We start from the raw sequence: 12,433 nt of genomic DNA on the forward strand, positions 1-12,433 counted from the left end.
TTTACAAAAAATTGAACACTAAGCATTAAAGAAAATGTTTGAAAATTTACAGGATAAACTAGACCGTGCATTTAAAGTTTTAAAAGGACAAGGCAGTATTACAGAGATCAACGTGGCCGAGACCATGAAAGAAATCCGTAAGGCTTTATTGGATGCCGACGTAAATTACAAAACAGCGAAAAGCTTCACCGATGAGGTGAAAGAAAAAGCGCTGGGCTTAAATGTACTTACTGCTGTTTCTCCAGGTCAGTTGCTGACCAAAGTAATGAACGATGAGCTGACTGCCTTAATGGGTGGTGAGGTAACAGAGTTAGACCTTAAAACAAATCCAACTATCATACTGATTGCCGGACTGAATGGTGCCGGTAAAACAACTTTCACAGGAAAACTGGCCAATTATCTGAAAAGTAAAGGCAAGAAACCACTATTGGTGGCAGGCGACGTATACCGTCCGGCAGCGATAGACCAGTTACAGATCCTTGGAGAGCAGATTGGAGTTCCTGTTTATGCAAATATTGGTTCGAAGGATCCGGTAGCGATTGCAATGGAGGGTATTGCTGAAGGAAAGAAACAGCACAACAATGTAATTATTATAGATACGGCCGGTCGTTTAGCGATAGACGAGGAGATGATGAACGAGATCGCCGCCGTAAAAGAACATACTAAACCGCACGAAATCCTGTTTGTTGTTGATGCCATGACCGGACAGGATGCGGTTAATACAGCAAAAGCATTTAACGACAGGTTAGACTTTACCGGGGTGGTGTTAACCAAACTGGATGGTGATACCCGTGGTGGTGCAGCCTTATCGATCAAATCGGTGGTGAATAAACCGATCAAATTTATCGGTACCGGTGAGAAAATGGAAGCCCTGGATGTATTCTATCCTGAAAGGATGGCTTCACGTATTTTGGGTATGGGTGATGTGGTTTCCCTTGTTGAGCGTGCGCAACAGCAGTTTGATGAGAAAGAAGCGGCAGAACTTCAAAAGAAAATCCGTAAGAACAAGTTTGATTTCAACGATTTCTATAGCCAGATTCAGCAGATCAAGAAGATGGGTAACATGAAAGACCTGATGGGCATGATTCCGGGCGTGAGCAAAATGATGAAAAATGTGGAGATAGAAGACGATGCTTTCAAGAATGTGGAAGCTATCATTCAGTCTATGACCAAGTACGAGCGTGAAAACCCAGACAGCATTCAGCAGAGCAGACGCGCAAGGATTGCCATGGGTTCCGGAAATAAAATTGAGGACGTGACCAAACTGATCAAACAGTTTGAAGACATGCGTAAAGTAATGAAGCAGTTCTCTAATCCTGCAGCAGCAGCAAAAATGATGAAAAATATGCCTAAAATGCCTCAGGGAAGAATGTAAGGTATTTTCGTACGATAAGAGATCAGCCCGGCCCTTCAAGCCGGGCTTTTTATTTACCAAAAAGCTACCTCCATATTGTATTTGCTGATAGATTAGGCAAAACCCAATCTGTATATGCTGGTAAAAACTTATGGAAGCGCTGTTTTTGGCGTTGATGCCCTAACGATCACAATTGAAGTCAGCATTGGCGGAGGAAATAAATACCACATCGTCGGCCTTCCTGACAATGCCATTAAAGAAAGTCTCCGCAGAATAGAAAGCGCGATCCAGTCTGCCGGATTGAAAATGCCCAGACAGAAGATCGTGATTAATCTTGCTCCTGCAGACATCAGAAAAGAAGGATCAGCTTATGACCTTCCGATTGCCATCGCCATTCTCGCGGCCTCAGGTCAGATCGAAAGCCCCGAAACCGCCGATTATTTTATCATGGGCGAACTTTCCTTAGATGGAGGATTACAACCCATCAAGGGCGCCTTACCTATTGCCATCCAGGCAAAAGCCGCGGGATTTAAAGGTTTTATTCTGCCTAAAGACAATTCCAGAGAAGCCGCAATTGTATCGGAACTGCTGGTATATGGAATGTCCAACCTTCTTGAGGTGGTTTCTTTCTTTAATGGCCAGGAAAAACCGGAACGGGTATTCGTCAATTCAGCGCATACCTTTCTCCAACATCAGGACAGCTATGAATTTGATTTTTCTGATGTAAAAGGACAAGAGAACATTAAGCGTGCACTGGAAATTGCCGCAGCGGGAGGACACAACCTGATTCTGATCGGTCCGCCGGGAGCAGGAAAAACAATGCTTGCAAAGAGAGTCCCCACCATACTTCCTCCGCTAAGCTTACAGGAGGCGCTGGAAACCACTAAAATCCATTCGGTGGCAGGAAAGCTCAATGCCATAGATTCGCTCATGACAGCGCGTCCCTATCGATGTCCGCACCATACCATTTCTGATGTCGTATCATCAATTAAGGGGGATGACTATATACGTCCAAATAGCTGTTGCAGCAAAAAAGCATGTAACAGTATCAAAATTTAAACATAAGATAACAAGTGTAGATATTATGTTTGATGCTTAACGATGAATTTGAACCAGTCTAATTATTTTATAAGGTTATGAAATTTCATAACCTGCACGAATAAATCATTTGTATTGGGAGCATGAAAGACATGATTTGGAGCACGATCACATGCTGAGTTGTAGCTGGGTTTAATTTTTGTCCTTTTTGCCTTGCAAATAGGCTTTAATGATCCTTGCAACTTGGTCTTGTGATTCGCTTTCAGAAACACTAGTATCTCCAACAATACCACCTTTGATAATTTCTGCGGACTGCTGAAAAAGCTCTTTGAGTAGTCTTTCAGCATTTTCTTTGTATAATGTAGAGATGTAACCTACGGCTAAGGGAGAGTTAAGGTTGTTTTCTAATACCCTATTTCTATCAAAAACTTTCACATTGAGTGTAAGAAACATAAAATGTGAATTGATCATGTTTTTTTGATGATGGTCAACTCGAAATATTAAATCGAGACTAACAACATTTTTTTCATCTGTAATCAACTTTACAATACGCATATCCAGTACCGTATTTTCTGGTTTATCAGAATAATCATCTCGTTGCTCGTTACCGAGTTCTGTAAATGTGCGTTTCTTACTTAATTCTGCAAAGTCTATATCATCATCAATATATTCCATTGTATTATTTTAAAATTTCCTAAAATTTATACCTATAATAAAAGAGAAAAAAAGAAACGGAGATAAACCCCAAAACTTACCCGTTAAATTAACGCTCTCACAATAAAAGTAAGAATTATTTTACAGTACGAAAACCCTGCACATAAGTAGACAAATTATTGCGTTAGATTATGGAATTTGGTCACCTGCATAAATAAATCATCAGGACTGGAAGCATGAAAAGTAGGATTTGAAGCCAGTAAAGTTGCTACATCATCAGAATCCCAGGAACAAGCTATTGATGGAATATTTGCCCTATTAGATGCGATGATATCGATAGCATTGTCACCTGCTGATATTGTTCTTTCTGGGTCTAATTGATAATCTCGTACTGCTTTAAAAAAAGGCTCAGGATGAGGTTTTAAATTAGGCTTTACGTCATGGTAACAGATTTTCCCTGCGACATTCCAACCAAAATGATCAATGACCCTAGAACAGTAGCTTGATGGTGACATTGTTATTATAATAATCTTAATTGAGTTTTTGCTCAAAGAATTAAAAATATCATCTATCTTATCATAACTCTTTAACTTTTTTATTTCACTATACGCCTGATTCCAACTGCCTGCTTTTCTAAGATGCGCTAAATGTCTTGTATCAACTAGCGTTTGATCTAGATCAAATATCACTGAAGGTGTCATAAAAATGAAGATTGGTTATCAGGTTTCTTTTTTGAGCTTTTATCTTTCGGAGATTGAGAAACTAATATTTTCAACAGCTTGTTTGTTTCTCTTTGTTCCTCAGTAAGTTTTAAAATAAGCTCCTTTATTTCTCCCAAACTAGGTTCTTGTTCAGAAATTTTTTGCTCTATATTTTCAAAAATAACTTCTATTGTACCAATATCATTCTTTTCAGGATAGCCCCCCGTTTTCAAATCTACTGGTGGTACATTTGGTTTTTCATTATTATTTTCATCAAAACCATTTGAAGGTTTTATATTCTGTTCATTAACAACTGCACCTATTTTAGATTCAGCATTTTTGATGTTTTCTAAATTAATATCTGGATTTAGTTTTAACATGAATGAGTTAATCTGATCAGAGCTACCCAATGAACTAGCACCAGAATCTATTAGATAAGCATTCCCTTTTATTTTATCAAAATCGCTCATATGAGACGGGTGTCCAGTTAAGCAGGCTATTGGCATACCCATTTTTTTTGCTGCTGATACAGCATGCATTGTTCCGCCTTTTATACCAGTTTCAATAACAATCACTCCATCGGATAAACCAGCTTGTATTCTATCACGCAAAACAAGTTGCTGAGGGTGAAGTTTCATGCCTGGCTCATATTCAGAAAGTAAACTTCCTCCTGTTTCAATTATTCGCTCAGATAGATGTTTATTCTCGCTAGGATATATCGAATCAAGACCAGCAGCTAATACGGCCACAGTTGGTAAATTTTTGTCAACAGCACCTAAATGTCCCACTGTATCACTGCCTTTCGCTAAACCACTGATAATGGTAAAATTATTTTCGGCAAATATTCCTGCAATCTTCCTTCCCGCTCTAAGACCAAAGTCACTTGGTTCACGGGTTCCAATTATTGCCACTGCATTTTTGCTAAGGATCGAGTCTATTGATCCTTTCAAGTATATTATTACTGGAAAATCACTCAACCTCAACAATTTCGAAGGATAATTTTTCTCATTATAATTGATTGCTTTAATGCTTAGTCTATCTGCATTTTCTAGCACCCTCAAAGTGTTATAATGAGCTTGTTTCAGGTCTTCCAGTTTTGGAATCGAAAGCTTTGCATTTTTAGTTTTCAGCTCTGATATTGCTTCATGTAACTCCCCAATATTAGAAAGCTTATATGCAATGTTATCATTAATGAATTTTACTGACACCTGTCCAATCTTGGGTGTCTTAAGTAATGTCAAAAGATATTCTGTTGTTAGTTTCATTCTTAAATTATGAAGTTTGTCCTAGTGCAAAACAATAAACTTTACCCGCACCTGCTTTCATCAACAACTGTTTACAGGCGATTAGTGAGTTATTTGTGGTAGTAACATCATCCAGTAAAAGTATCATTTTTCCTTGTATTAGATGAGGATCTTGAATTGTTAAAGAGTTTAAGTGAACACTTACACTTCTATCTCCACCATTTGCCAGTTTAGGAATTTTGTTTATTCTTACAATGCACCCTGTTCCATCTATTCTATTCTTTGTTTGAGTAAGTAATTGGCACAATTTTCTAATACCAGAACTATTGTTAGCAGGATCACTTGAGGGCACATAGCATAATGTTATACCATCTTGTGAAATTATCGGGTTTAATCGGCTATAAAAGTAGTTTATTGCACTTGGGTGGTTATTTTTAAGGTTCAAAATGTTACTGCTGTGAGTGTCGAAGTCGGGATTTCTAACTTCCTTTGGTATATTCCAATACCGATGGTAATAAGATAAGTATGAGATTTTATTCTCATCATTATACTCTGTAACCGTAAACATATTAAATTCATCCATAAGAGCGTTTGTATTAATTTTCGATTCATTTGAAACACCATCCCGCACCCGAACTCCATCAAAATACCACTTTACACCTTTGCTATTAATTCCCTCCCCTATTATTTTATCATCTTTAATTTCACCTGCAAATGATGATCTTCCTTTGTTTAGAAAAACTGTTAATTTATCATCCTCAAATTCCCATGAATTATCTACTCCCAATTGCTCATTCTTTTCATTACTATAAGATAATTTCCCAGAAAACTGGAGGAGTAAGGATCTTTTACTAGTAGGTTGCTTCTCCAACGATGATTTGCTTTTTGCTAGATTTAAGTTCCATTTTGAGCCTATTAACCCAGATTCAGTCAAAAATACGTTGTTATTGTTGGGTAACCTTTGAGCCAAAAAAAACCATGACACTCCGTGCTTATTTCTTCCTTTACCAAAAAACCTGTTACCAGTTATTAGCCCCGTAAAAGTTGAATAGCCGTCTCCATAGTGTAAGGTTATCGTTTCTCCTTCTAATTCCCATTTTTGTTTTTTTGCAGAAGTAAGGTCTTCATGGTATTCCATTACTACACCATTTTTTAAAAACTTCAAATACGTATTCTTTCTCACAATATCCTGGCAGTGTAATTTCCATGCTGAGGATGTGATTAAATAGGTTATTGCTTCTTTAGTTTTATGAAGGTGAAATGGAGCTCCAAATATATTTGCTGAGATGAATTCTGCTGAGAAGTTCCACCTCTCACCAATATTATTCTTTCCCTTGCCGTTAAATCTTAATGCACTTATAAATTTACCTAAATACTGTAGCTTACCTTTCTCTAGAACTAAAGTTATATTATCATCCTCTACCTCCCATCTGTGACTATCACCAAATCGATCATTCAAATCTTTATAGCGAACTAATATGCCTTCATCTAAAAACTCAATAATACTTTCGGAATCGAAATCGATTAGTTTCCATTTTGTGCCTATTAGCTTCATAACAAGAGTGTTTTCACTAATCTAAAAAAAATTAACTACTTTATAATAAACTAAAAGCCATTCGCTTAATTAGAATGATGCAATAAATTCTAGAAACAAGTTTAGCGGTTTCTATTATATTCGTAGAAGCAAATCCTATGGGTATTTAAATGATCCAGCTATTAGATTAAACAAATATGAAAGATGCTGATAAAAAAGAAATCCAAGCGGCTTTTGATCAGGCTACCTCTGCATTAAAAAATTTAGAAAAAGTAATTGGGAATCATTACTTGACTCCATTCGAAAATATTAACATCTTAGAATTTAACAAAATTCAGATACCAAAGAACTACATTCGAAAAGTAGCGTACTTTATTAAAGAGTATAATTTAATTGAAATCGTAAATGAACATGTCAAAAGAAAGAACATTTGCTATTCTTTGCTTCAAAGTGATTTCCACAACTACCTAATCAATAGGATTCAAGTATATGGAGCCGTAGAATCATTATTTCTCAAAATAGGTATAATTAATTTAGTCTCGATAATAGAAGCGTTAATTGTATGCTCATTATCAAAACTTCATCTATTTTGCGTAACATGGGGAGAATCCTCAGGTGACTACATATGTAAAAAACAGGTGAAATGTGGAGCTTATATCAACAAAACGAATACCATAAGTTTTGAAAATGCGATTAAACTGTTCTGTAGTAAAATCGCTCCCGACAACCCCACCTTAGAAGAAAACTTAAAAAAATTAAAAACGATAAGAAATAACGTGCATATTTCTCTGGTGTTAGAATCTGAACATTCTAATGATGATTATACCATAGCCAACTATAATCTAGCGGTAAAAACGTTAGAATTCTTTAAAATCAATCAACTCAGGTTAATCAGAGAATTTGAGAGCAAACAACTCCAAGATTGTTTAATGTTTCCATTTTGATATTTATAATTTCAGCATTAAAGTATCAGAAATATAAGTGTATCAAAATAAGTCTAAAATCGCAAATGATACACGCATATATTTGTATCATAAATTATCTTTGATTTAATTTGATACATTGATGAATTTTTCTTACATTTAGATCACACCAGACCGCAATCTTAAAATATGGAAAAAGCTATTACTATTTCTCGTTGTTCTACAACCGAAACAAGACAAGATGTTACACGACAAACTTCTGATCTGATGACTAAATACAAAAGCAGTTATGAGATCATAAAGAATTTTGAATATTATAAATCTGGTCTTTCTAATGATGAGCAACTTTCTGAAATTATATCTTATGCAATTTCCAACAATATAGATCACATTCTTTTTACCGAAGTAAGTCGTATAGCCCGTAGGGTCATCGAAATACTGCTATTTATCCAAGACTGTACAAAGTGCAAAATAAACGTTGTAATTGACAACTATAACATGCATAGCCTAAATGCTGATAAAACAGAGAATGTAATTACTAAGACCATGCTACAGATAGGTGCTGCATTTGCAGAAATGGAGTTAAAGCAGACGCAACAAAGACTTAATAGTGGTAGAGCAAACTATATTGCCAAAGGAGGAAGATTGGGGCGAAATAAGGATACCAAAGAAACAAAGGAGCAGATTTTGGATAAACATAGAGATGTTGTAAAATTCCTAAAGCAAGGACAGAGCATAAGAAACATTATGAAGTTGACCGAAAAAAGTAGCGCTACAGTTCAGAAAGTTAAACAGTTGATCGCAACGTAAAAGTGGCCTGACATAGAAGGAGAAGCAATAATAAATCTTTTGGAATATTTTTTACATGAAAAGTGGAATATTATTTGTACGTTTGGTAAAAATAAAAGCCTGCTATGAAAAGAACCATACTTTCATTATCTGATTATAAATCAAGCCTAGGAGATATTCATGAGAGAATAACCTCCATTATAAACCTTTCTTTTGAAGATTGGTGTAAGATTCAAGATTATTCTAATTCATTGGGCATTGGAACAGTGATTTATAAACCCCGCACTAAAGCAGGGATAGTACATGACCATATTTGTCATAGAATCTTTAACGAATTTTACAATCATACTGATATTAAAGTAGGAGAGTTTAATGGTGTATTTGGCTTTTTGTATAAGGACTCATTTTTCATACGATTTAAGAAAATGAATGCCAAAAATTTTTTTACAAGTAATGCGAATACAAATCAGAACATGAAATACCTTTATCAGGAATCCAGTATTCCTGGTCTACCAGAAAAGCCTACAATTTTATATGTCGGTTATTCGTTAGATAAAACTAATTCCACCATTCAGGGGATCTACACTGCTTGTTGGGATGGGAAACAATTAAACTGGGTTGACGAACATGGTATTGAATCCGCAGAACAAACCACAATTGATTTTAGCTTAAATGAAGATAAAAATCATGTTGCTGTAGAAAAAATAATTAAGAGAATTAGTGTTAAAGCGGCCTATAAGAAAACAACAAAAGGCACTGGTACACATTAAAAAATAATAAGATGAAATATAATCCTCAAATGCTAAAACTAGCAAGGGAATTGAGAGGATATACGCAAACTCAACTTTCCAATGCCTTGGGAGTTGCTCAGGGCACTATAAGCAAAATTGAAAAAATGGGTTTTGGATTTGATGATGATCTTGTCTTAGCAGTCTCCAAATTCTTAAATATACCCGTGTCATTTTTTGAGAGTCAAGATGTCATTATTCCAATTCAGGGGGAGTATAGAAGAAAACTATCTTCGTCCGTAAAGCAACTAAATCAGAACAACGCTAGAATGATAGTTGTTGAAAGACAACTTTTAAAGCTATTGGAAGGTATTGAGATTAGTGCTAATGAGATTCCTATTTGGGATGTTGACCAAGAAGGAAGTCCATCAATGTGCGCTCAATATATCCGTAAAAAATGGAAGTTGCCAAGAGGCAGAATTGAGAATATAACTAATATTATAGAATATTACGGTGCAATAATTATTCCCGTTCCAATAAATGACATGGATGGCTTTAGCATGTATACAGCTAATGGAATACCTTTAATTTTTATAGGGAAAGATATACCTGCGGATCGCAAAAGGCTAACCTTAGCTCATGAGCTTGGACATATAATAATGCATTTATCATGTAAGGTTGAGGGCGATAGAGATAAAGAGAAAGAAGCGTTTGAGTTTGCTGCCGAATTATTAATGCCTGAATCTGATATTAAACCACAATTAGTTAGGCTGAATTTATCAATCTTAGCTGATTTAAAAAAATACTGGAAAACATCAATGCAATCTATTTTAGTAAGAGCACGACACTTAGGCTTACTAAATGACAACCAATGGAAATACCTATGGATGCAGATGGGTGCTGAAGGTTATAGGACTAAAGAACCTGTTATATTTTCACCTGAACAGCCAACGATATTAAAGCAAATCATCGATTCATATCTAGAAGAAATGGATTATACAATTGATGAAGTCGCCTCATTAGTTCATTCTTCCACTGATGAATTTAAGAGCATTTACTTACAAGAAAGAACTGCAATACTAAGAAGAGCTTATTAATTGTTGACTGAATACTTTCTCTAAATATGAAGGTTATCCAGTTAATTAACTGTGCAATAACCCCAGAGAAACCTGGTCATAACCTGGAAAAATTAGAAATAAACACCATTTAATTAATTAACCAATTTGTCATTTCAGTATTAATTTCTGAAAAAACAGGCCAATACTGATTGAAATATCGGCTATAAACAGTTTTGTGCGGATACAAGATCAAATTGTAGAGATATATTTTCTCAAAAATTTGATCTAGGTGGGGGTATCCCCTTATACCCCCCCACCCCATTCCACCTCCCCATACAGTAGCGGGTACATAAAAAAATTTTGGGGAAAAAAATTGTGAGACCAATCTAAGGCTCTTTCAAAAATATTTTTTAAAAAATGGGCTCTTTTTTAGGGCGCTGCGGCTTGGAGTGGCAGAGCATTACAGAAATACCTGCTGTAAATAAGAAATGATGCTTTCTCGTGGCAATGCTATAGGTGCAACGCCAAAAACTTTTGTAATGAACTGGTTGTCGATAGATCTTCTAATTAATTCCTGCTCCATTAGCTTTTCATTCAGTATTTCAATTTTCTTATTGTACTGATCTAAGGACAAAACACCAAGGTTAAACTCATGCTTAAACGTTGATTTATGGTTTTGCATTTTAAGCCGAAGAATTTCTACTCCTTTTACCTTGTCCCTATATGCAGTGAATTGGTCTAAAACAAAGCTTCTGTCTTGTTCTATAAACTGATTGATCCTCTGGAGTTCGTCTAGCTTTTCAGCATCATATTCATTTTCAGACCTCATCTTCATATTCCAAGTAGTTCCCAGGCACATAAAAACTCGCTGAATAATGAAAGGTTTCATCTCCATTTCTAAATTTTTTAAATGCAGTTTCGTACCAGTGAGAATCTTGCGGATAGGTTTTATAACTTTCAAATGTATCTACAGCCCAAAACTCCCCATCCTTCCATGCCTCTATACCATAGATTCCAATAGCTTTAAGCTCTTTAACTCTGGCTAGAACAATCTCAAATTGTATTTCATTAAAATATGATATGGCTGATGCATCAAAACCACTGTTTAAATCGTTCAAACCATGAAAGATGTATTTTTGTAGGTACAAATGTTTTCTCTTCTGATCCTCTGGTGTCATCATTATTTTCTAAATCTTTTAATCTTGGTATCATTAATCCCGTAATAAATCCTTCTAAAAAACGATATCCCTCGTCTCTGTACGCATTGTCAATGATTAAAGTCTTTACTTTGCTGACTCGATTTTTAGAATAAATTGAAAAGTAATCGTAGTTAGATGATATAAAAAGTTCATCCTGACTTTGCACAGATAACAGCATTTTATTCGCATCCTCTAACGCTTTAAAAACGTCCATGTAACTAAATCTCATATATCAGTATTAAACAGCCATTAATGTTTCATTTTGTACCAGAATAAAATTGAAATCGATTTTCAGATATTCTTCAACTAGGGGCTGACAATCTAAAAAATGGCCATATAGATCATCATAAAACACAATCTCTTTTACATCTGGATAATCAACAATAAACTTTGCTATTCTGGTGCTTTTAAGCTCTTTTGGATAGCTTTTAAACGTTAACTCATGCAAGTGAACATTCAAATGATTTAATGCATTTAAAACCTCTAATTCTAATGCAGTAGGCCTATTGGTTAAAAGTACAGTTAGCGTATTTGAATCTGATCTCATGGTAAAATCATTGTACACGTTTTCATTCCGTTGAATACTATTCAATTCCAAATCCAAAGATTCAGGTGAATTAAACCATCCATTATTAGGATGCTTACACTCATGTTTTAGTTCCCATGCAGTTAATGCTTGCTCAGAATTGATATCATGAACTAAGCAAGCATCGAAATCAAGAAAAATGATCCTTTTAATTTTTGTCGGTCTGGAAATTTTCAAATAATTCTTTTTAAACAGTAATAAAACATCATTTAAGTCGTGCCTTAAAATCCTAAATACTCAAATGTAGGTTTGAAACACATGTATAGAATTGCCACCATTGGCAAACCAACTACCACTAAAAATAATAGAAATGACCATATGGTAAAGATTAGATTGCCCAGAGGTTTGCTCACGATACACAGTATAATTATGAGAGGCACACCGATACCTACTAAAACTTTACCAGTGGAACCCCAATAATCCACTTTACCAAAAGCAATGAGGACAAGTGTCCCCATTGCAGTTACCCCCATTATTAATGAGATTGGTGCTAATATAGAACCAATAATCAATCCTTCAAACCAGCTAAGAACAGGAAACGAAGAATTGTACCGTTGCTTAACTGGCTGCGGTTTAGAATTGCTAATTCCTTTAGGGTTATAGATCTTCATTAAAAATTAGCCTG

General features: G+C 35.4%; 13 protein-coding genes and 1 pseudogene. 6 read left to right on the forward strand and 8 right to left on the reverse strand.

Going from position 1 to position 12,433, the window contains the following annotated elements:
* Nucleotides 1-34 precede the first annotated feature (34 nt).
* Nucleotides 35-1,375 carry a signal recognition particle protein gene (gene ffh, locus AAFF35_RS28805; RefSeq protein ID WP_342329892.1) on the forward strand — a complete coding sequence of 447 codons (1,341 nt, stop codon included), beginning with the start codon at nt 35-37 and terminating at the stop codon, nt 1,373-1,375.
* Between the two features lie 114 nt (nt 1,376-1,489).
* A pseudogene (locus AAFF35_RS28810) lies at nt 1,490-2,329 on the forward strand (magnesium chelatase domain-containing protein); the annotation flags it as partial.
* A gap of 255 nt (nt 2,330-2,584) precedes the next feature.
* On the opposite strand, the gene AAFF35_RS28815 reads toward AAFF35_RS28810, so the two are convergent.
* From AAFF35_RS28815 to AAFF35_RS28830, 4 genes are all read right to left on the reverse strand, one after another.
* The gene (locus AAFF35_RS28815) at nt 2,585-3,067 is read right to left on the reverse strand and encodes a hypothetical protein (RefSeq protein ID WP_342329893.1); all 483 of its coding nucleotides are present in this window, start codon (nt 3,065-3,067) and stop codon (nt 2,585-2,587) included.
* Nucleotides 3,068-3,222: 155 nt separating this feature from the next.
* The gene (locus tag AAFF35_RS28820; protein WP_342329894.1) at nt 3,223-3,747 is read right to left on the reverse strand and encodes an HAD hydrolase-like protein; all 525 of its coding nucleotides are present in this window, start codon (nt 3,745-3,747) and stop codon (nt 3,223-3,225) included.
* Nucleotides 3,744-5,012, reverse strand: coding sequence for a DNA-processing protein DprA (locus AAFF35_RS28825; RefSeq protein ID WP_342329895.1), 1,269 nt, complete (start codon nt 5,010-5,012; stop codon nt 3,744-3,746). The genes AAFF35_RS28820 and AAFF35_RS28825 overlap by 4 nt, the downstream gene beginning before the upstream one ends.
* A gap of 7 nt (nt 5,013-5,019) precedes the next feature.
* Nucleotides 5,020-6,546, reverse strand: coding sequence for a phosphoribosyltransferase (locus AAFF35_RS28830; protein ID WP_342329896.1), 1,527 nt, complete (start codon nt 6,544-6,546; stop codon nt 5,020-5,022).
* 176 nt (nt 6,547-6,722) lie between these two features.
* On the opposite strand from AAFF35_RS28830, the gene AAFF35_RS28835 reads away from it, so the two are divergent.
* The 4 genes from AAFF35_RS28835 (at nt 6,723) to AAFF35_RS28850 (ending at nt 10,062) form a co-directional block, all read left to right on the forward strand.
* Nucleotides 6,723-7,469 carry a hypothetical protein gene (locus AAFF35_RS28835; protein ID WP_342329897.1) on the forward strand — a complete coding sequence of 249 codons (747 nt, stop codon included), beginning with the start codon at nt 6,723-6,725 and terminating at the stop codon, nt 7,467-7,469.
* Between the two features lie 168 nt (nt 7,470-7,637).
* On the forward strand, nt 7,638-8,258 hold the full coding sequence (locus AAFF35_RS28840) for a recombinase family protein (protein WP_342329898.1): 621 nt from the start codon (nt 7,638-7,640) through the stop codon (nt 8,256-8,258).
* Between the two features lie 104 nt (nt 8,259-8,362).
* Nucleotides 8,363-9,007 (forward strand): hypothetical protein, encoded by a 645-nt coding sequence (locus AAFF35_RS28845; protein WP_342329899.1) that lies wholly within the window; start codon nt 8,363-8,365, stop codon nt 9,005-9,007.
* Between the two features lie 11 nt (nt 9,008-9,018).
* Nucleotides 9,019-10,062, forward strand: coding sequence for an XRE family transcriptional regulator (locus AAFF35_RS28850; RefSeq protein WP_342329900.1), 1,044 nt, complete (start codon nt 9,019-9,021; stop codon nt 10,060-10,062).
* 421 nt (nt 10,063-10,483) lie between these two features.
* Here the strand turns inward: AAFF35_RS28850 and AAFF35_RS28855 are convergent, their stop codons facing one another.
* The 4 genes from AAFF35_RS28855 to AAFF35_RS28870 all read right to left on the reverse strand — a co-directional run bounded on the left by AAFF35_RS28855 (nt 10,484) and on the right by AAFF35_RS28870 (nt 12,419).
* Nucleotides 10,484-10,858 carry a hypothetical protein gene (locus tag AAFF35_RS28855; protein WP_342329901.1) on the reverse strand — a complete coding sequence of 125 codons (375 nt, stop codon included), beginning with the start codon at nt 10,856-10,858 and terminating at the stop codon, nt 10,484-10,486.
* On the reverse strand, nt 10,842-11,204 hold the full coding sequence (locus AAFF35_RS28860) for a hypothetical protein (protein WP_342329902.1): 363 nt from the start codon (nt 11,202-11,204) through the stop codon (nt 10,842-10,844). Before AAFF35_RS28860 ends, AAFF35_RS28855 begins: the two co-directional genes overlap by 17 nt.
* Nucleotides 11,205-11,460: 256 nt before the next feature.
* On the reverse strand, nt 11,461-11,985 hold the full coding sequence (locus AAFF35_RS28865) for a hypothetical protein (protein WP_342329903.1): 525 nt from the start codon (nt 11,983-11,985) through the stop codon (nt 11,461-11,463).
* 44 nt (nt 11,986-12,029) lie between these two features.
* Nucleotides 12,030-12,419 (reverse strand): hypothetical protein, encoded by a 390-nt coding sequence (locus tag AAFF35_RS28870; protein ID WP_342329904.1) that lies wholly within the window; start codon nt 12,417-12,419, stop codon nt 12,030-12,032.
* Nucleotides 12,420-12,433 lie beyond the last annotated feature (14 nt).

This window comes from Pedobacter sp. FW305-3-2-15-E-R2A2 (assembly GCF_038446955.1).
In the GTDB taxonomy this organism is placed as follows: Bacteria; Bacteroidota; Bacteroidia; order Sphingobacteriales; family Sphingobacteriaceae; genus Pedobacter.